Source organism: Paraburkholderia sediminicola (assembly GCF_902859805.1).
Taxonomy (GTDB): Bacteria; Pseudomonadota; Gammaproteobacteria; order Burkholderiales; family Burkholderiaceae; genus Paraburkholderia; species Paraburkholderia sediminicola.
Genome location: NZ_CADIKC010000012.1, coordinates 12,583 through 38,898, shown reverse-complemented (window position 1 = coordinate 38,898; position 26,316 = coordinate 12,583). Strand labels below are relative to the sequence as shown.

Sequence of the window (26,316 nt, the reverse complement as noted above, 5' to 3'; positions counted from 1 at the left end):
TATATATGTAGTAATAGTTAACAAGGGTTAACCCCGTCTGTGGATAACTATCAAATCCCTCGTCACATCAACGTCATGCGAAACCCATAACCCTGCGGAACAAGACTGTAGAAAAACTACAAAGCTGGGATAACTTTGACAGGGCTTGCCCGGCGGCGCGTCTTATCAAGATTTCGCACACAGGCTGTCCGATGCGCTATCCCGAAGTTATTCATAGCCAATTGTGGATAACTTGCTGATCCGGGCCTACGCCGCCGGGTGCCGGCCCGGGTTTTTTCGTCAATGCCATCCGCTCGCCAGCGTACAGACCGCGTCTCCCCGAACGCGCACATTGAAGCTGGAAGGTACAAAGATTGCGTCTATGTTTTTGCAAGCGCAACTGTTGCTATTTAGTCAAAATCATTTCAGCAACGCCCTATCCAGGCATAGAGTTAAAGTGTTTTCTGAAGTTATTGGTGCAGTGCGGGGGTGTGCAATGAAACGCAGAACAGCACGACAATTAGTCCGTCTTCTCTCGGACATCAGGCATGCCAGCCACTGCACGACGCTGCGGGCGGCGGCCACCAATCGGGCCATATCACTCGCATCCTCCGAGCATGATGAGGAAGGCGCTGAAAACGACGAAAGCAACGACGCCACACGCGAGGCGAGCCACGACAAGCCGGCCCGGAGCGGATCATGAGAGCCGCAAGCGAACAATCACTACGTTTTCTGGTCGAGAAATGGCTGGCGCCGGGGCCTTCGGTGCCGGTTCACGTGACCGAATTCAGCCGCACCCGTCTGGGCGGCAGGCGGTATGTGCGGGTCGAGACTTCTCAGGAAGGTGGAACGCGCGGCCTCTTTTTCTTTCGACACGACGATGGCTGCTGGTGTGTGTTTCCACCCACTGCTGATGCACCTAAATTCTTCGCGTTGCCGCGCGCTGCGTAGCGGCCGAGGTGGTCACGCTCCCGCGTGGCCCAACCCTCACGCCTCATGAGGCAATCGATCGCGTTCACTTTCGCGTCGCGAGGCTGGCCCAACCTGACACACGATCAAACCGGCGAGCATCAGCGCGCATCCAAATAGCGCGCGCGTCGTCAGCGTTTCGCCGAGCACGAGCCACCCGGCGAGCGCTGCGAACACCCCCTCCATACTAAATATCACTGCAGCGTGCGACGGCGCCGCGTACTTCTGCGCCACCACCTGAATCGTATAGGCGACGCCTACCGAGAGCGCACCGCCGTACAGAATCGTCGGCGCGGCGCGCTCGATCACAGCGAGATTGACTGGCTCGATCACGAGACCGATGGCCAGACACACGAGCCCGCAAGTCACGAACTGCACGAGCGCCAGCATAAGCGTGTCGTGCCGCAACGCGAAGCGGCCGACCAGCATCATCTGTACGGAAATGATCAACGCGCCGGCAAGCTGATACCAGTCGCCGTACAGGATCGAGAAGTGCTCGTTGACGCTGAGAAAGTACATGCCGATCGCCGCGAGCGTCGCACCGAGCCATGTACCGAATCCCGTCCGATGACGAAACAGCACGCCCAGCAGCGGCACGAGCACCACATACAACGAACTGATGAAGCCGGCGTTGGCGACCTTCGTGTATTGCAAGCCGATCTGCTGCAACGAAATCGATGCCGACAGCACCACGCCAAGCAGCACGCCGGCACCGAGCAACTCAGGTGCGCCGCCGGGTTCGCGCTTTGTTAGCTCAGCTAGTGCGGAGCGCCGCACGCAGAGGATCATCGTCAACACGACCAGCGCGCCTAGCAGGAAACGCAGTCCGGTAAACAGAAATGGTCCGATCGCATCGAGGCTCAGGCGTTGCGCGACGAATGCGGAGCCCCAGATCATCGCCGCGATCAGCATCAGCAGATTCGCGCGAAGGTGTTGGCGTGTGTCAGTTTTCAAAGGCGATTTTTCGAATTCGGTTGTTCTAACAAGGCGTTGTTTCAGGCACCGATTCTATCCGGGCGCACGCGTGCGGGATACGCCGCGAACATTCACGAACACTCGAACACAATTGCGCACACATTCCCCCAACTTCAGGACAGACGCGGCGAGACAGCGTCCCTAGACTGCGGCTTCCGTCCCAAAAAAAGTCCTGATCGTGCGCAAACGCTTTGCTTATCTGTGTGTTCCGCTGTTCGGCCTGACCTGCTCGTCGATGGCCTACGCCGAGAATTTCTATATGTTTTCGCTGGCCGGCGGCGTGGCGCCGCGCTATCAGGGCAGTCGCGACTATCGTCCGTTCGTCGCGCCGCTCATCGCGGCCGAGTTCAGCAACGGCATCTTTCTGAGCGCGATGGATGGCCTCGGCTACAAACGCAGCTTTGCTAATGGCATGTTCGCCTCGGCGGCGCTGAGCTACGACTTCGGCCGCACCGATCGCAATCGTGCCGACTTGCCCGGCTCCGATTACCTGAAGGGCATGGGCCGGATTCCCGGTTCGGTGATGCTGTCCGTGCAAGTCGGGGCGCATCTGTTCGGTCCGTCGACCATCAGCATCACGCTGGACCAGCCGGTGACGAACACGAGTCACGGCACCAGCGGGCATGTCGATCTGACCGTGCCGGTACTGCAAAGCGTCGACAACGAAATCAGTATCAAAGGCAGCGTGCATGCCGGCAGCGGCCGCTACACGCAGACCTTCTTCGGAGTCACCGATGCGCAGGCGGCCGCGAGCCGTTTTCAGCCGTATGCGGTGAAAGGTGGATTCGACAGCGCGAAGGTGTCGGTGGGTTGGACGTACATGTTTTCGCCTCGCTGGTCGGTGCATACGGAGGGCGGCGTGACGCGGCTGCTCGGTGCGTCGGCGAACAGCCCGATCGTGCAGTCGAAGAACAACTACTTCGCGATCTCGGCGCTGACGTATCGATATTGATGCGCTTGCCGATGCGCCCGTTGTTGTTGATTGGTTGTCCGGATCGATGCTTTGACGATCTGGCGTTCCCGCAAGGAGCTCACGATGTTTGCATGGCAAACCCCTTTGTCCAACGCCTGGCAGGACAGCCTGGTATCGTCGGCGCGCGCGCAGGCGATGGGCGTCGACAGTGTGCTGCTGACCGGTGCGACTGGCTTCATCGGCGGTAATTTGCTGGTGACTCTGATCAACGCCGGCCTGGTCGAGCGCATGGTGTGTCTGATGCGTGGCGTCAGTGTGGCCGACGCGCTCGCGCGACTGCGCGCTTCGGCGGTGCGCTGCGGGCTGCCGCATGCTCGCGCGCAGCGAATCACGAATTCGAACGTGATGGTCGGCGAGCTCGGCAGCGCGTTTTCGGAAATCGATCTGGCGCGGCTCGGCAAGGCATCGCACGTGATCAACTGTGCGGGGCTTGCTTCATTTTCGACGCATCCGCAGGTACTCGATACAAATGTGCACGATACGTTGCGCTTTGCGTCGCGTTTTGTCGGCAGCAAATCGCTGCGGCGTTTTCTGCACGTGAGCACGGCGATGGCGTGCGGCACGCAGTGCGGTGCGAACGTGCAGGAATCGCCATTCGGCTATGGCGAGACGCGCCACCTCGTGCCTTACACGCAAAGCAAACGCGAAGTCGAACGTCTGTTGCGCAGCACGTATCCACGTTTGCCGTTGGTGGTGGTGCGACCGTCGAGTGTGGTCGGCCACACGGTGCTCGGTACGTTGCCGTCGGCGAGCCTGTTCTGGGTGTTTCGCGTGGTGCACGGCGCGCGGCGCTTCACGGCGCGAGCGATGAACCGCATCGACGTGGTATCCGCCGACGACTGCGCGCGTGCGCTCGCGCTGCTGGCGGTGAAGCCGTCGCTGGCGTTCGATACGTATCACGTGTCGGCGGGTTCGGAGGCGCCAACCATCGGTCAGATCATCAGCGCGATGGACGAAGCCACCGGCACCTCGGGCAGCCGCTATTCGATGTGCCGCGTGCGCGACTTCGGCAAGATCGCACGCGAGGTGGTGGGTCGCGACCGCTGCGGCAGCGGCCGCCTGATCGAGCACGCGCTGCGTTTGTACGCCGGCTTCGCGGAGTTGGACTATGCATTCGACAACCGCCGTCTGCGGGACGAGATCGGTTTCGAGCCGCTGCCCTTCACGGACTACGTGAGCGAATGTGTGCGGACCTCGCGCGGGGTGGGGATCGCCGAGCAGATGCGCTGGGACTTCAAATGAAACTTCAGCCGGTCGCACGACGAGCGAGTCGCGCGATAATCGCGCAACGGCCGGACGGCTCAAACTATCACTGATCAGCCGGGCAGGCCGACTTTCAGGCAGACGCAATGGACGAGAAAGACTGGATCGCCGGCGCCGCGAAGGCACTGGCGATCATCGAAGCATTCGACGAAGAGCACGCGCGCATGACACCGACCATGGTGGCCGCCCGCGCCGGACTCTCGCGCACGGCGGCGCGCCGCTATCTGTTGACGCTGCGCGAACTGGGCTACGTGGATACCGACGGCAAGCTGTTCTGGCTCGCGCCGCGCGTGTTGCGGCTCGGCCAGTCGTATCTGGATTCAGCGCGCTTGCCGCGCACCGTGCAGCCGTTTCTTCAGCGCATCACCGCGACGGTGCAGGAAACCGCGCTGGTCGCGATTCTCGACGAGCACGACGTGGTCTACGTTGCGCGCAACGGCGTGAACCGGGCGATGGCGGTCGGCTTCGTGCTCGGCTCGCGGGCGAGTGCGCCGCTCTCGTCGGCGGGTTTGATCCTGCTGGCCTTCCAGCCGCCGGAAAGTATCGAACAGTGGCTGGCGTCCTATCCGATCAAGGTGTTCACGCCGCATACGTATTCGACCACGGAGCGCTTGCGCGAAGTGCTGGGCGAAATCCGCCGCGATGGCTATGTCATCACCGATCAACAACTGGAGTTGGGCATGCGCGGCGTTGCGGTGCCGTTGCGCGACCGGCATGGCTCGGTTGTGGCGGCGATCAGCGTGAGCATGCCGATTGGTCAGGAGTCGGCGAATGCCGCGCTGCATCGGGTGCTGCCGACCCTTCAGGAGACCGCCAGTTTGCTGCGGAATCTGGTCTAGAAACACGTCTAGGTAATCTCCCTAATACGGCATGCTTAATGAGTGAAAGCATATCGAAAGCAAGCTGTCTCGCGGAAAATACATATCGAGTTTTGCGCATGACAAACCGCCTACGCTGCGTAATACTCTCCCGCGGGGAGCGGTAAGGCACCTTAAGCCTTGTCTGCTTCACCGTTCTGCTATTTCATTCACATTGACTCAGTCGTCCAGGTTTGGGGAACAACACATGAAAAAATTCATCGTCTCGCTCGCAGCCGCATCGATCGCGCTGGTCTCCGTTCAAGCTTTCGCACAGGCATCGGACGCAGCAGCGCCGGCCGCTGCAGCTAGCGCGCCGAAGAAGCACCACATCAAGAAGCTGAAGACGCACGGCAAGCGCGCTCCGGTTTCGGCAGCAGCTTCGGCAGCCGGCACGAACGACAAGGGCGCGGCAAACTAAGCTCACGCTTGGTTTAGTCGGGCGAACCCTGCCGGTTCTCCTGTTCGCGCCGCTTGCCGGCGAGTGCTGCGCAGTGCCGGTTAAATGTCGCCAGCAAAAAGGCCAGAGCTTCTGCTCTGGCCTTTTTGTATTGGACGGCGGTTTTGCGCGGCGTTTAGCCAGCGAGGCCGCGCTTGATGACCTCGTTCAGCAGCCCGCTCATGCCTTCTGGATGCGTGGCGGCGCGCTCTTTCAGTTCTGTGACCAGGTCGCCATTCAGCTTGCAGGCGAACGCGACGAGGCCTTGTGCCTGATCCAGCTTGCGCTGTTCGCGGCGGTCGAGCTTCGGCTCGGCGGCAGCGGCTTTGCCGAAGCGGTCGGCGGTCGACAGTTTCATTGCGTTGTTCAGCTTGAGTGCCTTGTTCTTTTCAAGGTCGGTCTTTTTCATCGCCATACGGAAGGCCTCTGCCAGATAAGTAATCCCGCATTGTACGCATCGCGCCGCGCGCCGAGCGAGCGGCGCCGATTCCGCACCCGAGCGGCGTTGGCGCGGTGTTCAGGCGTTGTGGAGTCTGAGCTCATGGAGCGGCGTTCAGATCGGGCCGCTCCGGCGCGCCGGCCACGCTGTCCATCAGCGCCCGCATGCGTTGCCAGTGCGTGCCCTCCCAGAACACGCGCCGGCATACGTCGCAGGTGACGAACTGGTTATGCCGTTCCAGCACGCCATCTGGCGCCCGATCGCCGACTTCATCTTTGGCGATACGCCGCAGCGGCGCATTGCACATCAGGCACAAACGGAACGGCTGCGCGCTGCCGGCCAGATCGAGCCGTTCAAACACTTCACGCAATTGTTCACGCGGCCGCAGCGTGCGTACATAGCAGCCATGCGTGATGGCGCGGCGTTTTAATAGCTCCCGATCGCGCGTCAGGACGATGCGCTGTTGTGCTGCGGCAAGCGCTTCGATATCGGCGTCGGGATAGTGGTTGTCGTACAGCGTGTCGAAGCCGGCGAGCCGCAGCAGCGGGGCGAGACCGCCCAGATGCGCATCGGCAATGAAGCGCACCACGCGCAGCGGATGTTCGCGCACGCGCAATAGCGGCTGGATGTCGAGCGCTTCAAACTTCGGATAAACGGCGATGCGATCGCCGTCGGCGAGTGGATGATTGAAACCGACCGACTCACCGTTCACCAGAATCAGTTCGACCTCGGTATGCGGCACGCCGAGCACTTCGATCATATGTTTCGCGGTCGCGCCGCGCGCGCAGGCGCAACTGAACGTGCGCCGGCGCAGGGGCCGGGCGAGAAAATCGTTCAGCTCCTCATAGAAGCGGAATGTCGCGGTGACCATGACAGCAGTATCGCACCGGGTTTAATTGCGCGCTGTCCTGCACTTGTCGCATGGGTGTGCTTTACTTCCAGTTCTTTAGAAGACGGAGCGACAGATGGACATCGGTTTTATCGGTCTCGGCGAGATGGGCGCCGCGATGGTTGCAAACATTTTGAAAGCTGGGCATCAGGTGCGCGTGTGGAACCGCTCGCCGGAACGCGCGCAACCGCTCGCCGACGCAGGTGCGCGGATCGTCGCGACGCCGGCTGAAGCGTTTGCGGGCGACGCCGTGTTCTCGATGCTCGCCGACGATGCCGCGCTGCGCGAAGTCATCACCGCGTCGCTGCTGGAACACGCCCCGCGCGGGCTGATCCACGTGAACATGGCGACGATCTCGGTGGCACTGGCCGAGGAACTGGCGACGGCGCACGCGTCGCGCGGCGTCCATTACGTCGCGGCACCGGTGATGGGGCGGCCCGACGTCGCGGCGGCGGGCAAGCTGACGATCGTGGCTGGCGGCCCGGCCGAGTCGATCGACCGCGTGCAGCCGATTTTCGACGCCATCGGCCAGAAAACCTGGCGCATCGGTTCGCTGCCGCAACAGGCGAACGTGATGAAACTTGCGGCTAACTTCATGCTGGGCGCGGCTGTTGAGACGCTCGGCGAGGCGGCCACGCTCGTAACCGGCCACGGCCTCGCGATGCAGGATTTCCTCGACGTGATCACGAGCGGCCTGTTCCCGGGACCGGTCTATTCGGGCTACGGCAAGTTGATTGCGGAGCAGCGTTTCGAGCCGGCGCTGTTCAAGGCGCGCCTCGGACTGAAGGACCTGCGCCTTGCGCTGGCGGCCGCGGACGCGGTCAACACGCCGCTGCCGATTGCGAGTGTCGTGCGTGACAGCCTGATCGAAGCGGTAGCGCATGGCGACGGAGAGAAGGACTTCGCGGTGCTGGGCCAGGTGGCGGCACGGCGGGCAGGGCGCTGAGCGGGTACTTGCGGGCGTGCGCTTGACGGCGCGCTCCGGCTTTCGTAGCGGAACCGAAGCCTGGCCTCGGCCGCTCGGCGGCTGGGCCGAGCGCGCTTCGTCGCGGATTCGCACGGACGGGCATAATAGCCGTCCGATTCCTATTCGCCTCGATCCCAATGAGTCTGCATACTTGGTGGCTATTCGCCGCCACTGTTTTCGTCGTCTCCGCCATCCCCGGTCCGAACATGCTGCTTGTGATGACGCACGGCGCCCAGCATGGGCTGCGCCGTTCCAGCGCGACCATGGCTGGCTGCCTGTCGGCGCTGGTGCTGATGCTGGCGGTGTCGGCGGCGGGCCTCGGTGTCTTTCTCGCGGCGTGGCCGACAATGTTCAACGCACTGCGGATGATCGGTGCGGCCTACCTCGTCTATCTGGGCATCAAGGCGTGGCGGGCGCCGGCTGACGAAGGCGCTGCCGGCGTGGTCGACGAACTTTCCGCCAAACCCGCGCGTTCGCGCCTCGCGCTGTTTCGCAACGGCTTCCTCGTGGCGAGCAGCAACCCGAAAGCCATCCTGTTCGCCGCCGCGCTGCTGCCGCAATTCATTGACGCTGCGCAGCCCAAGTTGCCGCAGTTCGGTGTGCTGGTCGCAACTTTCGCGGTGATCGAGGTGAGCTGGTACCTGGTGTACGCCGGTTTTGGCACGCGGATTGGGGCCAGACTGAAGAGCCGCAGCGTTGCAAGGATGTTCAATCGTCTGACGGGTGGCGTGTTTGTCGGCTTCGGCGCGATGATGGCGCTGGTGCGGCATTAGGCGAGCGACCACGGCAGGTGCGCGGCATTCAACGCCGCTCGCGCGCCAAGCGCTGTAAGGATTGTTGCACCTATACAACGCCGAGGGTCAACCCTAATTTGTATGTTGCGACGCACCAAATCATTTGCTATAGTTTGTCTTGTCTCCTCCATGTCTCCTCTGATATGGATTCAGCCCGCCGGCTTAGGCGGGCTTTTTTTTTGCCCAGAATTTCCAGCGATCTCCAGAAAAGACAAAGCCGGCTGACCCCTCCGCGGGGCCGCCGGCTTTGTCGTATCTGCGCCGAGCTCAGAACTTGTAGGAGACGGCCAGGAACGAAATGATCGGATCGGCTTTCAGTTCCGCCTTCGAGACACCCAATTCCGTGCCGTCCGCCGCCTTGATGATGACCGACGAAGTGGTCTTCAGCGGAATGTACGTGACCGATGCCACGAGACCCCAGTGGTCGGTGATGTTGTACGAGAGCCCCGCATTGAACACCGGCTGCCAGGACGAGGACGCCTTTGCCGATACCTGCGTCTGTCCGGGCTTGCCCGCGCCGGCTGCCAGCACCGAGCCGAGATTGTTCTGCGTCGCGGTCACGAAGTTCGGGCTCAGCTGAACGTCGGAGAACCAGTTATACGACACGCCGATACCCACGAACGGCCTGAAATGGGCCTCCGGCGCATTGAAGTAGTACTGGAACAGCAGCGCCGGGCTCCACTGGCGCACACTCTTCACGATCGGATTGGCCTGCGGATCGCCCAGATCCTGCTGACCGAGTGCGCCTGCCGGTCCCGGCGGCTTGACGGTGCCGTGCCCGTAGAGCTTGAAAACCGGCGGTACGCCTGCCACTGTCGACACGGCGATGTGATCGGTGAGGTAGTGGCTGAACACAAGGCCGACGGTATTGGCGCTACTGGTCGACAGTCCCGTGCCGGCGGACGTAAACGAGCTCGGCAGACGCAGCGGCGTATTGATCGGCGTCGGGGCGACGTTCGTGGTCAGCGGCGTGCTCGAATCCTGTGGCATGACGTGGAACCAGCCGAGCACGGCGACGTTGTCGCCTGCGTGTTGCGCGTGCGCACTGGCCGACAGGCAGATGGCCAGTAGCGCGAAATAGATTTTTTTCATGTTGTTCCTCCTGAGGCGCGCGTTGCGTTCGTCGCGCGCGGCGAGCGACGGCGGCCTGGCGGCCCAACCGGTGCGCTGGATACTGGATGGACGCCGGCTGCCGCGCTATTACTGTGCGCAGCAGCCGGGACGCGAACGCCTCGCTGCGTGCCGGCGGCGCGTGCTGCGTCCATTACTGGACGAAGGCGCCGATCGTGAAGTACGGCGAGGCCGCGTTGGTCAGATCGAGGTAGCCGAACACGCCACCCGTGAAGATCATCTTTCCGGTCGGCGTGGTGCCCGTCGAGGCGCCCACCTGCGTCGTCGTCACGACGCCCGGCACGGTCTGCGTGAAGGCCAGGTTCAGCGCCGTCGCAAGCGATGCCTGCGATGCATTGAACGGATCGAGCAGCGTGGCCTCGGTGCCTTCGAGCGCGGTGGTGCGATAGTCGAACTGGCTATCCACACCGATGTACTCACCGTTTTGCGAGTTCACCGCGACCGACGTTTGCGGCGACAGAATCGAGATACCCGATTCGTCGTCTGCGTACGGACCGAGTTCGCCATTCACCGGCGTCGTCACCGACGAGTTCGCCGCGCCGGTGCGCACCAGGATCGGTACCACCTGGTTGCGCAGCTTGCCGACGATCATGTAGCCGCGCGCCTTCGGCGTGGTGGCGAGCGTCGGTTTGGCCTGGCCCAGGAACTTGTCGGTTTCGAACGCGCCGCTGCCGTCCGACGACTGCACGAAGTTCGTACCCGGTTGCTGGCACGGGCCCGCGTTGACACCGGAGTTGTCGCACTCGGTCCACGTGCCGTCCGCATTGATCGTGATCTTCGTATCGACCGCGACCGGCGCGAAGTTCTGCGACGGAACCTGGTGATAGCCGAGCTGGTTGTACGTGCCGACCACGTTCGCAAGGTTCGTTTCAATCGACGAGAAACCGATGAACGGGTAGTACGGGAACGTAGTGTCGGGTACCGCGCCTACGCCGAGAATCCCACCGAACGAAATCTCCGCGCCCGGGATCGTGCCGCCTGCCACGCCTTCGCCAACGAAAATACGCGCCGGACGATTCGGGTCGAGACTGGCGCCGTTCAGGCGGAAGGCGCACTGGTTGAGCTTCTGCGTCGGCAGCAGGGTTTCCTGGGTCAGCGTGCCGCTTGCCGTCTGGCCGGCGCGCGTCGGTGCGACCGTGCCGGTGGTCGCTGGAATCGGCGACTCGATGTAGCTGATCTGCCAGGTCATCTTGGTCGTGTCCATCTGCAGCTTGACCAGTTCGCCGTCACCGCCGCCGCCCGTGAACACCGTGCCGTAATCGAGCGAAGAAGGACACAGACGAACTTCCGTCACCGGTCCGTCTCCATTACCGCCGCCGCCACCACTGCACGCCCCCAGCAACGGTGCTGCAAGAGCGAGCACCGAAAGGATTCTCCATTTCATACCGCCTCCAGAATTTTCTCGTTGTGTGTGGCCGGCTCCCAGTCCAGCCACCTATTGCTCTATTTATGCCTCGTGTTGCGAACTACCGGTCCTTCGTTCGTTACTTGCTGATTTGGGCTCCGATGCCGAAGTAGGGGGCGCTGGAGGCAGTGCTGCTGAGTTGCGATGTCGGCGCTACGCCGCCGTTCACCGTGCCTTGAATCTCGATTGCGTACAGTCCACCAGAGGCGATCGCGAGGCCGGTTTGCCCGTTTGCCTGCTGGACGCCGACCAATCCGGGGCTCGGCAGACCGTAGCCCAGGCCGAAGCCGTCTTCTGCTGCGGAAGTCGACGGATTGATGAAGGTGCCCACGCCACCCTGAATCAACGTCGCGGTGGACTTGAAGTTCGAATCCGCGCCGACGTAGCCGCCGTTGAAACCGCCGGATGCGAGCGGCGTGGCTGCGGCGAGCATGGCGATGCCGGATTCGTCGTCGACCTTGGCATCGAGATGCAGCGGCGCCGTGCCGAGATTCACGAGACCCGTGCGGACAACGAGCGGCACCGTTGCGCCGTTGATCTGGCCGAGGATCATGTGCGCGGGAGCGACGGAACCGCTAGTCGCAGTTGGCAGCGTCAGTTGAGTCCCGATCTGCGGCGTGTTTTGACTGTCGAAGTACCCGCTGCTGTTGAGGGTCCAGGCAGTACCAGTCGTCAGGCAGCCACTTGCACTCGGATGAAACGCTGCGTTGGCCGCATTGGAGCCGGTGCAGTTGCCGCTCGCGTCGAAAGTCTCAACTGTGTTGGTGGCCGTTGCCGCATAAGAGCCCGACGGCACGAGATGGTAGAGAAGGCCGTTGTAGGTGCCGGGCAACTTCGTGATGTCCGTCGTCGTGGCAGCAAAACCGAGGAACGGATAGAAATCGAAATGCCGTGCGGGAACGGCGCCGATGTTTTCCAGGCCGGGCAGCGGGGCAATAGTCAGGCCGTCGTACTCGACGTTCGCGCCAGGGATTCCGCCGCCGGCCACGCCCAGGCCGACGAGGATCATCGGCGGATTGGGGTTGTTGGTGAAATCGGGTGTCGTATAGGGCTGACCATCGCCGACGCCGGTGCCAGTACCCGCGCCGAGGATGAAAGCGCAGCGCGTCTGTTCAGCGGTCGGCAGTGCGCCGGTCGGCGGGTGGATCACCGCGCCCTTGATCTGCGTACCCGCGCGTGTCGGTGTGACTTGACCCGTGCGCAACGGAATCGGCGACTCGAGCCACTTCAGCGTGTACGTCATCGCCGTCGCATCGATGTTCACCTGCACCACCTCGCCGCTACCCGCGCCACCCAGGAACGTGGTCTTCACGATGTCAGCAGTGGCCGGACATAACGCGGTCGTACCAGCGTTCGAAGTCGGCGGACCTTGCACGCCGCAGCTCGAGCCCGAGCATTGCGGTGCGCTGATCGTGCCGGGATTGTCGGCCTTGCCACCGCCGCAGGCGATAAGAAATGGGGCCGTGGCAATGGCCATCGCCAGGCCTCGAGTAATGGCGTGCGACATACTGCTGTCTCCCTTCCTGTAATTGTGCGAACTAATTTCGCTGCGCGATTAATGCCTGTCAATTGAATGAGCCGTCTAAAAAGATCGATTCAAACAGCGAAATGTTTGCCGGGTGCATGCCATGTGGGGCTTGGCAGCCCTTTTAAACAAAAAAGGATTTTTGGGTTCAGCAGCGACATCGTTGCTTCGCGGCACACCCTTGCCAGGCAAGCGTTGCAGCAAAATGGCTCTATGATCTTCGAACGACCGTTCGCCAAAAAATCCGGAGTTTCCCTATGCGGCAAACTATGCTGGGCGGGTCAATTCGGGGAATGAATTACCGGCAGTTGGTGAGCAGTCCGATTTTTCTTTTTAAAGTAATGCGGGCTACTACTGATTAACTTTAAAAAGAGGGATTCTGAAGGCAGGTTTTTAAAACAAAAAAGCCGGTCTGTTAAGACCGGCTTTTTTTGTGGGTAAACGGCGAATTGCCGTCGTTGTCTCAAACCTGTTTAGCGTTTCAAGCCGGCTTCTTCATCGGCGCCGATCGCGAGGTTCATGCACTGGATTGCCGCGCCCGATGCACCCTTGCCCAGGTTATCGAGGCGCGCGACCGTCACGAAGCGCTCTTCATTGCCGAACACGAACAGGTCGACACGGTTGGTGTCGTTGTTCGCTTGCACATCGAAGAAGCCGCCGTCGAGGTTCGCTTCCGCGTCGAACGGCGCAACGTTCACGAATGCCTCACCCGCGTAGTACTCGGCGAACAGCGTCTGGACGTCTTGCGGCGTGGCCTTCTTGGCCAACTGGTTCGGCGAAAAGAACGTGGTGACCGCGAGGCCCTTGTAGAAGTCGCCGACGATCGGCGTGAACACCGGAGCCGACTTCAGGCCCGTATGTGCAGCCATTTCCGGCAGATGCTTGTGCGTGAGGCCGAGTGCGTAAGGGCGCGGGCTCTTGAGCTTGTCGTTACCGCCGGCTTCGTAGTCGGCGATCATTTTCTTGCCGCCGCCGCTGTAACCGGTGATCGAGTAAGCGTGCGCAGCGAACTCCGGCGCCACGACGCCTGCTTCGACGAGCGGACGCATGGCCAGCACGAAGGCCGATGCATGGCAGCCCGGCACAGCGATGCGCTTCGCGGTGCGCAGACGCTCGCGTTGCGAGTGGGCCAGTTCGGGCAGGCCGTAGGCCCAATCCGCCGATGTGCGGAAAGCCGTGCTGGCATCGATCAGCACGGTGTGCTCGTTATCGACCAGCGAGGCCGACTCGCGTGAGGCGACATCCGGCAGGCACAGGAACGTGACGTCCGAGGCGTTGATGAGACGACGGCGCTCTTCGAGGTCTTTGCGCTTCGCTTCTTCGATACGCAGGATCTCTACGTCGGCGCGTTGCGACAGGTATTCGAAAATCTTCAGGCCGGTCGTGCCTTCCTGTCCGTCGACAAAAACTTTCGTGCTCATCTCGATCTCACTGGCTTGCTGGAAACGGGGCGCGACACCGCGCCGGAACGCTATTTTAAGACCTGATAGCGGTGGGTGTGCGAACCGGGGTGAAAAAACGGGGTGAAAAAACGACGATGCGCGCCGAAAATGACATCGGCGTGACCGGTTACACGACAGATGCCAGCCGATGCGAGTGGGTTCAAGGCAGATTGACGGCGCTTGTTGGGAGGCGCGCGGCACGCGTTCTGTCGAGCGCCGCGCCCAACTTGAGTGGTGCGGCCTGGCCGCTGCCTCCCGGCCCAAGCCTTCGTACGCTGCGTTACCGTGCCCCAGCGTTCCACCGCGCCGTCACGTCGGCAATGCGCTTGCCGAACATGCGGGCAGTTTCCAGATCGCCGGGAGGCGGCGCTTCTTCCGGCGAGGCATCCGCAGGAGACTGCGCCAGCAGGCCGGTAAAGCCGCCCACGTAGTTCAGGTCGTTGCGTGTCGCCGCCTTGGTGTTCGACGGCATCATGCCGGTGCCCGCCCAGATCATGCTGTGTTGCATCGCCAGCGTGACGAAGTACTGGATCGTCGAAAACTTGTCGCCGTTCATGGTCGCCGAGTTGGTGAAGCCGGCCGCGATCTTGTCCTTCCACGTCTGGCCGAACCACGGTTTCGAACTCGCGTCGGCGAATTTCTTGAAGTCGGCGGACGGGCCGCCCATGTAGGTCGGCGCGCCGAAGATGATGGCGTCGGCGGCCGCCAGTTCTGTCCAGGCCGTGTCGTCGATCTCGCCGACCGGCATGAGTTTCGCGTCCGCGCCGGCTTCGAGCGTACCGGCCAGCACGGCTTCGGCGACTTTCTTCGTGTGGCCGTAGCCGCTGTGATAAACGATGACGATTTTCGACATAACACTCTCCGGCAAGATGAAAAAGCAGAGGTAAGTACGGCAACGGTGCACGCGAATGTAGCGGCGCGGCAGCGACAAGCATCGCCTGCGCCGCCCTGCTGCACATTAGCGTGCGCGGATGACAGAAATTCCGCCGCGGCGGTAATGCGATGCGAGCCGAGCGCCCATCACTGTGTCGAACCAGGGCGCGACTTGTCTGTGCTCGGCACCCGGCGCGGTGTGAGCCGCGTTTCGGCTCGCAGGCGATGCAGTTTGAGTCGGATGCAGACGGCGGCAGCTACCGTCCGTAGTTCACCACCATCCGCGCGCTGCCAAGCGTGGCAGTGCCGATCTCGTGATCGAACATGAGCGCCGGGCGTCCTTGAGCGAGGCGCAGGTCCGCGGTGCTCAGGGCATAAACGGTGACGATATAGCGATGAGGCTTGCCTGGTGGTGGACAGGGTCCACCATAGCCGTCGATCTCGAAGTCGTTGCGTGCTTCGACCGCGCCGAGTTTCTTCAGGAAGCCCGACGAACTGGCGTTTTCCGGCAAGCTGTCGGCAGTGGCCGGAATCGCAGCCACTGCCCAGTGCCACCAGCCGCGGCCGGGTGCATCCGGGTCGAATACCGTGACCGCAAAGCTGCGCGTACCAGCCGGCGCGTTGTGCCAGGTCAATTGCGGCGAGCGATTGCCGCCTTTGCAGTCGTCCTGATCGAAAACCTGAGCCGCATCCACGGTACCGCCCGCGCGGAAGCTGGCGCTGGTCAGCGTGAACACACCCTCGGCGAATGCGCCTGGACAATGCGCCACGAATAGCGCGAGACCCAGCATCGCGCAGATGAGGAACGGCATACGACGGAATGGCGAAGCAAGCGAAACAACCAGGCAACGCGAGCGCATGTGCCGGTTCTCCTGTCAGGGCGCGAGGCGGTTGTCCTCGCGAGGATTATTGTCCCTATTTTGTGCCCCAGGGTCGAATCAAGTCTAACATTCGCTTTGCGACGGATCATTGTTGCTGCCGGCGGGCTTGGCGGATGCGAAATCGGCTATAGTCGGAGGAAATATTCGCGCGAATATAGGCGCGTGCCCGATCAGTTCAAGTACCAAGAATAGAAAGGCATGTCAGAAGTTTTGGAGAGTGGTTTATCTGTCGAGGGGAGGGCAATGCAAGATCCAGTCAGGGTCGTGGTCGCCGACGACCATCCGGTGATTCTGTTCGGCGCCGAACAAGCTTTGCTCAAGTTTCCAGGCCTGCAAGTCGTCGCGCGCGCGCGACAGTCAACCGAACTGGTGAAACTGCTGCAAACCATTGCGTGCGATGTGCTCGTCACGGATCTAGCCATGCCAGGCGGCCAATACGGTGACGGTTTGCCGTTGATCGGCTATCTGCGCCGCAATTTTCCCAACCTTCCCATCGTTGTGCTGACGATGCTGGAAAACGCCGCGTTGCTCAAACGCTTGAGCGAGCTCGGCGTGACATCGGTCGTCAACAAATCGGACGACCTAAGCCACATTGGGCTCGCGGTGCAGCACGTCAGCCGCAACCTGGAATACATGAGCCCGTCGGTCAAGGCGTCGCTCGATACGCTGCGCATGAATGCCGGCGGCAAGAACGAAGATGTGATGCTGTCGCGGCGCGAACTCGAGGTGGTGCGCCTGTTCGTGTCCGGCATGACGATCAAGGAGATTGCGGAGCAACTCAATCGAAGCATCAAGACGATCAGCACGCAGAAGAACACGGCAATGCGCAAGCTCGGCATCGAGCGCGATTCGGAGTTGTTCCAGTACGCGCAGAGTAACGGCTTGCTGAATCTCTCGTCGCATTCGGTCGACGATACCGGGAGTGCATCCTAGTCGCGCTCAACCCTTCGCCCGCCTGGGCGAGATGATGCGAGATCAATGAAAAAAGGCCGCCTGTCTCATCGACAGGCGGCCTTTTCATTCCATCCGGGTCAAGCAGTTGCGCTTACTGCGGCGTCGCGTTGGCGCCGCCGTGTGCTGCGGACCATTCGGCCGGTGCGTGCAGGAATTTTTCCACTTCGTCGAGCGTCTTGGTATCGAAGTAGTTGTTAGCCTTGGCAACCCGCAAGACGTCCCACCACGTGGCAAGCGCGTGCAGATCGACGTCGATGTCTTTCAGCACCGACACGCTTTCCTTGAAGATGTTGTAGTGGAACAGCACGAAGCAATGGTTCACTGTCGCGCCGGCAGTGCGCAGCGCGTTGATGAAGTTGATCTTGCTGCGGCTGTCCGTGGTCAAGTCTTCGACCAGAAGGACGCGTTGACCTTCGGTCAGCAGACCTTCGATCTGAGCGTTGCGGCCGAAACCCTTCGGCTTCTTGCGCACGTATTGCATCGGCACCATCAGGCGGTCGGACAGCCATGCGGCGAACGGGATGCCGGCGGTTTCGCCACCGGCCACCGCGTCGATCTGCTCATAGCCGACGTCGCGCAGAATAGTGGCTTCGGCCATTTCCATCAGGCCACGGCGCACGCGCGGATACGAGATCAGCTTGCGGCAGTCGATATAAACCGGGCTCGCCCAGCCGGACGTGAAAATGTACGGTTTCTCCGCGTTGAAGTGCACTGCTTGCACTTCCAGCAGCATCTTGGCGGTCGTGTCGGAGATCGTCTGGCGATCGAAGCCTGTCATGGGCGGATCCTTGGGTGTGAGCGAGGAGAAGCGGGCGCGAGGCCCGGTGGCGCAGCAAGTTGGGTATACCGCGCCATGATGGGCGGCGCCTTGATAGGCAAATACGCAACTGGTCAGTGGAGTGCAGGCCAGTTTTTGCTGCGCGCGTAGCCCGACATTTTACCCGAAACGGGCTCTCCCGAGGAGGCTGTCGTGCGTGTCGGCAGCGAATGGCGGTCATAACGGCCGCACTGAACGGGATGTGCGCGCGTCGTCGGGAGCCGTATTGCTGGTGCTTTCCGGGCTGTTTTTTGGACTGCTTTTTGGCCCGCTTGTGAGCCGCCAGGCGCGCCTTTACACTCACGCGAATTTGCTGGGCGGCCTTGCCGGGTTGCCGCCTCCATGTCCTACGGAATGCTTTCAATGACTGTCGCCTCTTCTGCCACCGAGACCCGTGAACCTGCCAGGAGCGGCTATGCCGGCCGCGCGCTGATCGCTTCGGTGCTCGGTTACGCGATGGATGGCTTCGATCTGCTGATCCTCGGTTTCATGCTGCCGGTGATTGCCGCTGATCTGCATCTGAGTTCCGCGCAAGCCGGTTCGCTCGTGACATGGACGCTGATCGGCGCGGTAGCGGGCGGCCTGATTTTCGGCGTGTTGAGCGACTATTTCGGCCGCGTGCGAATGCTGACGTGGACGATTCTGATCTTCGCCGTCTTCACCGGACTGTGCGCGCTGGCGCAGGGTTATACCGACCTGCTGGCTTATCGGACCATTGCAGGCATTGGCCTCGGCGGCGAGTTCGGCATCGGCATGACGCTGGTGGCCGAGGCGTGGCCAGCGTCGCAGCGGGCGCGCGTGTCCTCCTATGTCGGGCTGGGGTGGCAACTCGGGGTGCTGGCGGCGGCGTTGCTGACGCCTTTGCTGCTTCCTGTAATCGGTTGGCGCGGGATGTTCGCGCTTGGATTGCTGCCTGCCGTGGTGTCGTTTTTCGTGCGGCGCAGCGTCGAGGAGCCGGCGCTTTTCACGGAGCGCGTCGCACGTGGAATGCGCAAGCTGCCGCTGAAATTGCTGGTGGCCGACGGACGCACGACGCGCGCCAGCATCGGCGTTGCGATTCTCTGTTCAGCGCAGAACTTCGGCTATTACGGTCTGATGATCTGGCTTCCGAGCTATCTGTCGAAAACATTCGGCTATTCGCTGACCAAGTCCGGCGTGTGGACCGCCGTGACGGTGCTCGGCATGGCGTGCGGCATCTGGCTGTTCGGCGTGGCCGCCGATCGTTTCGGCCGCAAGCCGACGTTCCTGTTCTACCAGGTGGGCGCGGTGGTGATGGTATTCGTCTACGCTCATCTGAGCACGCCGGTGGCACTGCTGATCGGCGGCGCGGCGATGGGCGTGTTCGTCAACGGGATGATTGGCGGCTATGGCGCGCTGATTTCCGAGCTTTATCCGACCGATGCGCGCGCCACCGCGCAGAACGTGCTGTTCAACGTCGGCCGGGCGGTTGGCGGTTTCGGACCGGTGGTCGTAGGCGCGTTGGCCGCGCGCTATTCGTTCGGCGCCGCACTCGCGTTGCTCGCGTCGATCTATCTGCTCGACGTCTTCGCGACGCTTTTTCTGATCCCCGAACGACGCGGCGCCGAGCTCGAATGACATGCGGGTGACTCACGCCTGACCCATGCTCGACCTGGCCATACGGCACGCGCGGTCACACGCTCAATGATCGCCGGATGCGGCGCTGCAGCATTGCTGGCGGCTGTTTCGCCGATGGCGAGCCATGTTAACCACTCAGTGCATCGACGCATTCGGGGTGTACACTAACCGACCCGCGTAGCACTCCGCACCGTCTTGCCCTTCGCCGAGGTTCGACGCCGCGCCCAACCGGCGCATGCGAAAACCGCCGCAGTCGATTATCCATTCGATAGACGTACGCGACGCCAACGGTGCAGTGTGCCGGGCCCAATTACTTACGTCTCGCAGGCTAAAAAATGGACGAACAACTTAAGCAAAGCGCTCTCGCCTACCACCAGTTTCCGAAGCCCGGCAAGATTTCGGTCACGCCCACCAAGCCACTGTCGAACCAGCTCGACTTGTCGCTCGCGTACTCGCCGGGCGTCGCCGCGGCCTGCATGGCGATCTACGAAGACCCGCTCGACGCGCAGAAGTACACCTCGCGCGGCAACCTGGTCGGCGTGATCACGAACGGTACGGCCGTGCTCGGTCTCGGCAATATCGGCCCGCTCGCCGCGAAGCCGGTGATGGAAGGCAAGGGTTGCCTGTTCAAGAAGTTCGCCGGCATTGACGTGTTCGACATCGAACTGAGCGAATCCGACCCGGACAAGCTGGTTGAAGCGATCGCGATGCTCGAGCCCACGCTGGGCGGCATCAACCTGGAAGACATCAAGGCGCCGGAATGCTTCTACATCGAGAAGAAGCTGCGCGAGCGCATGAAGATTCCGGTCTTCCACGACGATCAGCACGGCACCGCGATCATCGCTTCGGCGGCGATCCTGAACGGCCTGAAAGTGGTCGGCAAGAAACTCGACGAAGTGAAGCTGGTGTGTTCGGGCGCGGGCGCTGCGGCAATCGCGTGTCTGGATCTGCTGGTGAATCTGGGCCTGTCGAAAAAGAACGTGCTGGTCACCGACTCGAAGGGCGTGATCTACGAAGGCCGCGGCAATCTGGATCCGTCGAAGGAACGTTACGCGGCGAACACCGAAGCGCGCACGCTGGCTGACGCGATTCGCGGCGCTGACGTGTTCCTCGGCTGCTCGAGCGCCGGCGTGCTGAAGCCGGAAATGGTCGTCGAAATGGGCACCCAGCCGCTGATTCTGGCGCTGGCGAATCCGGAACCGGAAATCCGCCCGGAAGAAGCGAAGAAGGTGCGCCCTGACTGCATCATCGCAACGGGCCGTTCGGACTACCCGAACCAGGTCAACAACGTGCTGTGCTTCCCGTTCATCTTCCGCGGCGCGCTGGATGTCGGCGCCACCACGATCACGGAAGAAATGAAGCTCGCGTGTGTGCGCGCGATTGCAGAATTGGCGGAAGAAACCGATCAGGGCGATGAAGTGGCCAAGGCGTACGAAGGCCACTCGCTCGAATTCGGCCCGGAATACCTGATTCCGAAGCCGTTCGATCCGCGTCTGATCATCAAGATTGCGCCGGCTGTCGCGCAAGCCGCGATGGATTCGGGCGTCGCAACCCGTCCGATCAAGGACATGGACGCGTATCGCGAAGAACTCGGCACGACCGTGTACCGCACCGGCATGGTGATGCGTCCGGTGTTTGCTGCGGCGAAGTCGGAGCCGGCTCGTATCGTGTTCGCCGAAGGTGAAGACGAGCGCGTGCTGCGCGCCGCGCAATTCGTGCTGCTGGAAAAGATTGCCAAGCCGATTCTGGTCGGCCGTCCGTCCGTGATCGAGATGCGTCTGAAGAAGATGGGCTCGAAGCTGAAGTGCGGTGAAGACTTCGAGGTTGTCGATCCGGAAGACGATCCGCGCTATCAGCAATGCTGGCAGGCGTATCACGAACTCGGCGCGCGCGAAGGCGTCACGCCGGACGTCGCGAAGGCCGCGATGCGCAAGTTCAACACGCTGATCGGTGCGATCCTTGTGCGCCTCGGCCAGGCCGACGGCATGATCTGCGGGATGATCGGCCAGTACCACGCGCATCTGAAGTTCATTGAACAGGTGCTCGGTAAAGCAGACAACGTGCAGAACTTCGCTGCCATGAACCTGCTGATGTTGCCGGGCCGCAATCTGTTTATCTGCGATACGTACGTGAACGAAACGCCGACCGCCGAACAGCTCGCCGACATGACGATGCTGGCTTCGCGCGAAATCGAAAAGTTTGGCATCACGCCGAAGGTTGCGTTGCTGTCGAATTCGAATTTCGGCAGCGCGCCGTCGTCGTCGTCGCAACGTATGGCGGCAGCTCGCAAGCTGATCGCTGAGCGTGCGCCTTCGCTCGAGATCGACGGTGAGATGCACGGCGACGCGGCGTTGTCGGAAGCAGTCCGCAAGGCTGCGTTCCCGGGCACGACGCTGACCGGCGAAGCAAACCTGCTGATCATGCCGAACGTGGAAGCGGCAAACATCACGTACAACCTGTTGAAGATGATCGGCGGCGAAGGCGTGACGGTTGGTCCGTTCCTGCTGGGCGCTGAGAAGCCGGTGCACATCCTGACGCCGGCTGCGACCGTGCGCCGGATCATCAACATGACGGCGGTGGCTTCGGCAAACGCACGCAAGGGTTGAGCGCGGAGTAGTACGGATAGATGTTTGATGGTTGAAGCGGCGCCGCACGGATTGTGGCGTTTGCGGCAAGCAAGTGAGAACGCCACGGAAGTTGATTCCGTGGCGTTTTTTTATGCGTGCATTCTTATGCTGATGGCCGTTGGTCTGAGAAATTCTTACTGGGTAATGTGATCTTTAAGAATGCTCTTATTCGATTCGCTGTGACACTTTTGTAAAGTTACTTCTGAAGCGCGGCACTAAGCGGTGGCAACGGAACAGTCGGCTGGTCAATCCTTTGCATCGAGTCTGGCGCTGCGTTTCCTCTCTGGTGTTGAGAAGTTTGAAGTGGCAGTAACAGTAGTTCTGATGGTGAAGACAGTAGTACCAATGGGTTGCAGTACTGGTAGTAAGTGTGTGTTGTTGTAGTTGGTGATTGATGTGGCAGTTGAAGTTGGTGGTTGAAGTAGCAGTGAGTAGTTGCAGTAGCAGTTCGTAGTTGTAGTAGTTGTTTGTTTTTGGTCGGTTGTTGTTGTGTTGTTGGAAGGAGCAGTACCGCTTGTTCTTGTACATACGCATCACGTGTCGAAACAGGCAAAAAAAAAGGCGACTGTCCGTGAGGACAGCCGCCTTTTCCATTTCAGGCCAATACCAGCCGGTCAACCCGGCAAGATCATGCAGCGTGCTGCGTCTTTCCCGTTTCCGTCGAGCGCCAGCGCGTCAGCAAATCGTTCCACTTGACGCGCACGCCCTTCAGATTGTTTTCTTTCACGTGCCCGTAGCCGCGGATGCCGTCCGGCAGATTCGCCAGTTCGACTGCCAGTTCACGCTTCTGCACGGTCAGACCGCTAATCAGCTCGCGTACCAGTGCTTCATACTCGACGATCAGGGCACGCTCCGTGCGACGCTCTTCCGTCTTGCCGAACACGTCGAGCGCCGTTCCACGCAGGAACTTGAGTTTTGCGAGTACGTGCATGGCGCTGAACACCCAAGGTCCGTACTTCTTCTTCACCAGATGACCTTGTGCGTCTTTCTTCGAGAACGTCGGCGGCGCGAGGTGAATGTGCAGCTTCCAGTCGCCTTCGAAATTCGCCTTCAGTTTTTCGATGAACGCGGGGTCGCTGTAAAGCCGTGCGACTTCGTACTCGTCCTTGTAGGCCATCAGCTTGTGCAGATTCTTCGCGACCGCTTCGGTCAGCGGCAACTGGCCGTCGATCGAATCGAGCGCCGATTCCGCCACGCGCACTTGCGACACCAATGCGCGATAACGGTCGGCGTACGCGGCGTTTTGCCATGCTGAAAGATAGTCGGCACGCTTGTCGATCAGCGTGTCGAGTGCCTTCGGCGTGTGCAGCGAGATGATCTTGCTGCTTGCCGTTTCCGCCGCGGCACCGCGTCCTTGCGACTGCGCGAGTTGTCGCACCGACGCCAGATCGTGCGCGGCGCGGCGGCCCCATTCGAATGCCGCACGGTTCTTCTCGATCTGCACGTTGTTCAGCTCGATTGCGCGCATCAGTGATTGATACGTCAGCGGCACCCAGCCGCGTTGCCACGCGTAGCCGAGCACGAACGGATTCGTGTAGATCGCGTCGCCGAGCAGCGCGACGGCGAAGTGATTCGCATCGACCATATCGACGCCGTCGTCGCCCGCACCGGCACGCACGTCCGCCTCGGTGCTGCTGCCCGGGAAGCGCCAGTTCGGGTTCTTGATCAGCTCAGCCGTCGGCGTGTGCGCGCTGTTGAGCACGACACGGGTGCGGCCCACCTGCATCCGCGAGACGCATTCGTCGCTGGCGGTGACGATTGCGTCGCAGCCGATCACGAGACTGGCTTCGCCCATTGCGATGCGGGTCGCGTGAATGTCACCCGGGTTCTGGGCGATCTGCACGTGGCTCATCACGGCGCCGCCCTTTTGCGCGAGGCCGGTGACGTCGAGTACCGTGACGCCCTTGTTTTCCAGGTGCGCGGCCATGCCGAGCAGGGCACCGATCGTTACAACACCCGTCCCGCCGACGCCCGTTACCAGCACCCCATAAGGGCGCGCGATCGACGGCAGTTCGGGTTCCGGCACCGGCGGCATCGCGTCGCCGACAATACCGGAAGCCGCCTTCGGCTTGCGCAACTGACCCCCTTCGACGGATACGAAGCTCGGGCAGAACCCGTTCACGCACGAGAAGTCCTTGTTGCAGGTCGACTGATTGATCTGGCGTTTGGTGCCGTATTCGGTATCGAGCGGTTCGACCGACAGGCAATTCGACTTCACCGAGCAATCGCCGCAGCCTTCGCACACGGCTTCGTTGATCACGACACGCCGCGCCGGATCCGGATACGTGCCGCGTTTCCTGCGGCGGCGTTTCTCCGTCGCGCAGGTCTGGTCGTAGATCAGGATCGTGGTGCCGGAAATCTCGCGGAGCTGGCGCTGAACTTCATCGAGTTTGTCGCGATGGTGAATGTCGATGCCGGGTGCGAGACCGACGTTCGCGTTGTACTTCTCCGGTTCATCGGTGATGATCACGATCTTCGTCGCGCCTTCAGCGGCGAGTTGATGCGTGATCTGCGGCACGGTGAGCACGCCGTCGACCGGCTGGCCGCCTGTCATCGCGACCGCGTCGTTATAGAGGATCTTGTAGGTGATGTTCGCCTTCGACGCGATTGCCGCGCGAATTGCGAGCAGGCCCGAGTGGAAGTAGGTGCCGTCACCGAGGTTGGCGAATACGTGCTTGTCGTTGGTGAACGGCGCCTGGCCGATCCACGCGACGCCTTCGCCGCCCATCTGGCTGAAGGTGCTGGTGCTGCGGTCCATCCATACGGTCATGTAGTGACAGCCGATGCCGGCCATCGCGCGCGAACCTTCCGGCACGTTCGTCGACGTGTTGTGCGGGCAACCCGAGCAGAACCACGGCTTGCGCTCGGCTTCGACGCGCGGCCGCGCCAGGGCTTTTTCCTTCGCTTCGATGACCGCGATGCGCGCCGCAATGCGCGCACGCACGTCGGACGGTAGGTCAAATTTGTCGAGCCGCGTGGCGATCGCCTTGGCGATGATCGCCGGCGAGAGTTCGTAGTGCGCCGGCAGTAGCCAGTTGCCCATCGGCACCGACCATTCGCCACCCGCGCCGTCTTTTTCGTCGAACTTGCCGAACACGCGCGGACGCTGCGCATCGGGCCAGTTGTACAGTTCTTCCTTGATCGCGTATTCGAGAATCTGGCGCTTTTCTTCCACCACCAGAATTTCATCGAGACCGCGTGCGAAGGCTTGCGCACCTTGCGCCTCGAGCGGCCATACACAGCCGACCTTGTACAGACGGATGCCGATACGCGAGCAGGTCTCGTCGTCGAGACCGAGATCGGTCAGCGCCTGACGTACGTCGAGGTACGCCTTGCCTCCGGTCATGATGCCGAAACGGGCATGCGGCGAATCGATCTCGACGCGGTCCAGTTTGTTCGCGCGTACATAGGCGAGCGCCGCGTACCACTTGTAGTCGAGCAGACGCGCTTCCTGCACCAGCGGCGGATCCGGCCAGCGGATGTTCAGGCCGCCCTCGGGCATGGCGAAGTCGTCCGGCAGAATCATTTTCGTGCGGTGCGGATCGATATCGACCGAAGCCGACGATTCGACCACGTCGGTCACGCACTTCATCGCGACCCACAGTCCGGAATAGCGGCTCATCGCCCAGCCGTGCAGGCCGAAGTCCAGATATTCCTGCACGTTCGACGGAAACAGCACCGGCAGGCCACAGGCCTTGAAGATGTGTTCCGACTGGTGCGCGAGGGTTGAGGATTTGGCGGCGTGGTCGTCGCCTGCGAGCACGAGAACGCCGCCGTGTTGCGCCGAGCCGGCCGAATTGCCGTGCTTGAAGACGTCACCGGAGCGGTCGACGCCCGGGCCCTTGCCGTACCACATCGAGAACACGCCATCGTATTTGGCGCTCGGGTACAGATTGACCTGCTGTGAACCCCACACGGAGGTCGCTGCAAGATCTTCGTTGACGCCGGGCTGGAACACGACCTGGTGCGCGGCGAGATGCTGCTTCGCTTTCCACAGGGATTGGTCGAGTCCGCCGAGTGGCGATCCGCGGTAACCGGAGATGAAGCCGGCGGTGTTGAGTCCGGCCGCCCGGTCGCGTTCCTGCTGCAGCATCGGCAGACGGACCAGCGCCTGGATGCCGCTCATATACGCGCGGCCGCGTTCGAGGGTGTATTTGTCGTCGAGCGTGACGGAAGATAGCGCGGCTTCGAGCGAGGCTCGCTGACCTGCGTCTAGCGGGGCATTCATTATGTGTACTCCTCCAACCAGTTTGGGATCACCAAAACTTTTTTTGGCCGCGGCATCTTGTGAACGCTTGGGGCCGGGGTCGCCATATTGACGTGTTTTAAGTGATGGTAGCACTGGTGAAAACCCGCCGCAGCGCGCCAGAAATGCGGCATTGCAGCGCTCGACTTGTGCTGGGTGCCGGGCGACTTCCTGCGGCGCAATCCTCCTGTAACAAGCTGTAAAAACTACAAATCTGAGGAACCGTAGTTGAAATGTCTGTCTAACACCCCACCTGCGAGCAATGTCTGCGCAAC

22 protein-coding genes are annotated in these 26,316 nt (G+C 61.6%); 11 read left to right on the top strand and 11 right to left on the bottom strand.

What is annotated here, in order from left to right:
- Positions 1-331: 331 nt before the first annotated feature.
- Positions 332-682: a hypothetical protein gene (locus tag R8871_RS38560; protein ID WP_246287894.1), complete on the top strand. Its 351-nt coding sequence runs from the start codon at positions 332-334 to the stop codon at positions 680-682.
- Positions 679-930, top strand: a complete 252-nt coding sequence (locus tag R8871_RS31410) for a hypothetical protein (protein WP_175053944.1) — start codon at positions 679-681, stop codon at positions 928-930. The genes R8871_RS38560 and R8871_RS31410 overlap by 4 nt, the downstream gene beginning before the upstream one ends.
- Positions 931-966: 36 nt before the next feature.
- Here the strand turns inward: R8871_RS31410 and R8871_RS31405 are convergent, their stop codons facing one another.
- Positions 967-1,902, bottom strand: a complete 936-nt coding sequence (locus R8871_RS31405; RefSeq protein ID WP_175053943.1) for a DMT family transporter — start codon at positions 1,900-1,902, stop codon at positions 967-969.
- A 256-nt stretch (positions 1,903-2,158) separates the two neighbouring features.
- Here R8871_RS31405 and R8871_RS31400 point away from each other — a divergent pair, with 256 nt between their 5' ends.
- The 4 genes from R8871_RS31400 (at position 2,159) to R8871_RS31385 (ending at position 5,437) form a co-directional block, all read left to right on the top strand.
- Entirely contained in the window at positions 2,159-2,875 is a 717-nt protein-coding gene (locus R8871_RS31400; protein ID WP_175054074.1) for a MipA/OmpV family protein, read from the top strand.
- An 84-nt stretch (positions 2,876-2,959) separates the two neighbouring features.
- Positions 2,960-4,138 (top strand): SDR family oxidoreductase, encoded by a 1,179-nt coding sequence (locus tag R8871_RS31395; protein WP_175053942.1) that lies wholly within the window; start codon positions 2,960-2,962, stop codon positions 4,136-4,138.
- A gap of 107 nt (positions 4,139-4,245) precedes the next feature.
- Complete coding sequence (locus R8871_RS31390) at positions 4,246-4,998, top strand: IclR family transcriptional regulator domain-containing protein (RefSeq protein ID WP_175053941.1); 753 nt, start codon at positions 4,246-4,248, stop codon at positions 4,996-4,998.
- A 226-nt stretch (positions 4,999-5,224) separates the two neighbouring features.
- Positions 5,225-5,437, top strand: a complete 213-nt coding sequence (locus tag R8871_RS31385; RefSeq protein ID WP_054040885.1) for a hypothetical protein — start codon at positions 5,225-5,227, stop codon at positions 5,435-5,437.
- A gap of 154 nt (positions 5,438-5,591) precedes the next feature.
- Here the strand turns inward: R8871_RS31385 and R8871_RS31380 are convergent, their stop codons facing one another.
- Together R8871_RS31380 and R8871_RS31375 are read right to left on the bottom strand one after the other, a co-directional pair.
- Entirely contained in the window at positions 5,592-5,870 is a 279-nt protein-coding gene (locus tag R8871_RS31380; protein ID WP_091798267.1) for a hypothetical protein, read from the bottom strand.
- 124 nt (positions 5,871-5,994) lie between these two features.
- Positions 5,995-6,765, bottom strand: coding sequence for a Mut7-C RNAse domain-containing protein (locus R8871_RS31375; protein ID WP_175053940.1), 771 nt, complete (start codon positions 6,763-6,765; stop codon positions 5,995-5,997).
- Positions 6,766-6,859: 94 nt separating this feature from the next.
- Between R8871_RS31375 and R8871_RS31370 the strand changes: the two genes are divergently transcribed.
- On the top strand, positions 6,860-7,729 hold the full coding sequence (locus R8871_RS31370; protein WP_175053939.1) for an NAD(P)-dependent oxidoreductase: 870 nt from the start codon (positions 6,860-6,862) through the stop codon (positions 7,727-7,729).
- A gap of 158 nt (positions 7,730-7,887) precedes the next feature.
- On the top strand, positions 7,888-8,523 hold the full coding sequence (locus tag R8871_RS31365; protein WP_175053938.1) for a LysE family translocator: 636 nt from the start codon (positions 7,888-7,890) through the stop codon (positions 8,521-8,523).
- Positions 8,524-8,811: 288 nt separating this feature from the next.
- Here R8871_RS31365 and R8871_RS31360 read toward each other — a convergent pair whose 3' ends face one another.
- The 6 genes from R8871_RS31360 to R8871_RS31335 all read right to left on the bottom strand — a co-directional run bounded on the left by R8871_RS31360 (position 8,812) and on the right by R8871_RS31335 (position 15,780).
- Positions 8,812-9,636 carry an OmpW/AlkL family protein gene (locus tag R8871_RS31360; protein ID WP_175053937.1) on the bottom strand — a complete coding sequence of 275 codons (825 nt, stop codon included), beginning with the start codon at positions 9,634-9,636 and terminating at the stop codon, positions 8,812-8,814.
- Positions 9,637-9,808: 172 nt separating this feature from the next.
- Positions 9,809-11,059: a DUF2957 domain-containing protein gene (locus tag R8871_RS31355; protein WP_175053936.1), complete on the bottom strand. Its 1,251-nt coding sequence runs from the start codon at positions 11,057-11,059 to the stop codon at positions 9,809-9,811.
- Positions 11,060-11,159: 100 nt separating this feature from the next.
- Complete coding sequence (locus tag R8871_RS31350; RefSeq protein ID WP_175053935.1) at positions 11,160-12,587, bottom strand: DUF2957 domain-containing protein; 1,428 nt, start codon at positions 12,585-12,587, stop codon at positions 11,160-11,162.
- 491 nt (positions 12,588-13,078) lie between these two features.
- Complete coding sequence (argC, locus tag R8871_RS31345) at positions 13,079-14,026, bottom strand: N-acetyl-gamma-glutamyl-phosphate reductase (protein ID WP_175053934.1); 948 nt, start codon at positions 14,024-14,026, stop codon at positions 13,079-13,081.
- A 301-nt stretch (positions 14,027-14,327) separates the two neighbouring features.
- Positions 14,328-14,900 (bottom strand): flavodoxin family protein, encoded by a 573-nt coding sequence (locus tag R8871_RS31340; RefSeq protein ID WP_175053933.1) that lies wholly within the window; start codon positions 14,898-14,900, stop codon positions 14,328-14,330.
- Positions 14,901-15,177: 277 nt separating this feature from the next.
- A complete protein-coding gene (locus R8871_RS31335) occupies positions 15,178-15,780 on the bottom strand; it encodes a YbhB/YbcL family Raf kinase inhibitor-like protein (protein ID WP_175053932.1) in 603 nt (200 codons plus the stop codon).
- 264 nt (positions 15,781-16,044) lie between these two features.
- Between R8871_RS31335 and R8871_RS31330 the strand changes: the two genes are divergently transcribed.
- Positions 16,045-16,734 (top strand): response regulator, encoded by a 690-nt coding sequence (locus R8871_RS31330; RefSeq protein ID WP_175053931.1) that lies wholly within the window; start codon positions 16,045-16,047, stop codon positions 16,732-16,734.
- Positions 16,735-16,846: 112 nt separating this feature from the next.
- Here R8871_RS31330 and R8871_RS31325 read toward each other — a convergent pair whose 3' ends face one another.
- Positions 16,847-17,533 carry an orotate phosphoribosyltransferase gene (locus R8871_RS31325; RefSeq protein ID WP_074281967.1) on the bottom strand — a complete coding sequence of 229 codons (687 nt, stop codon included), beginning with the start codon at positions 17,531-17,533 and terminating at the stop codon, positions 16,847-16,849.
- Positions 17,534-17,935: 402 nt separating this feature from the next.
- Here R8871_RS31325 and R8871_RS31320 point away from each other — a divergent pair, with 402 nt between their 5' ends.
- Both R8871_RS31320 and R8871_RS31315 read left to right on the top strand, forming a co-directional pair.
- The gene (locus R8871_RS31320) at positions 17,936-19,168 is read left to right on the top strand and encodes an MFS transporter (protein ID WP_175053930.1); all 1,233 of its coding nucleotides are present in this window, start codon (positions 17,936-17,938) and stop codon (positions 19,166-19,168) included.
- Between the two features lie 335 nt (positions 19,169-19,503).
- On the top strand, positions 19,504-21,774 hold the full coding sequence (locus R8871_RS31315; RefSeq protein ID WP_175053929.1) for an NADP-dependent malic enzyme: 2,271 nt from the start codon (positions 19,504-19,506) through the stop codon (positions 21,772-21,774).
- Positions 21,775-22,423: 649 nt separating this feature from the next.
- On the opposite strand, the gene R8871_RS31310 is transcribed toward R8871_RS31315, so the two are convergent.
- Complete coding sequence (locus R8871_RS31310; protein WP_175053928.1) at positions 22,424-26,023, bottom strand: indolepyruvate ferredoxin oxidoreductase family protein; 3,600 nt, start codon at positions 26,021-26,023, stop codon at positions 22,424-22,426.
- Between the last annotated feature and the right edge of the window lie 293 nt (positions 26,024-26,316).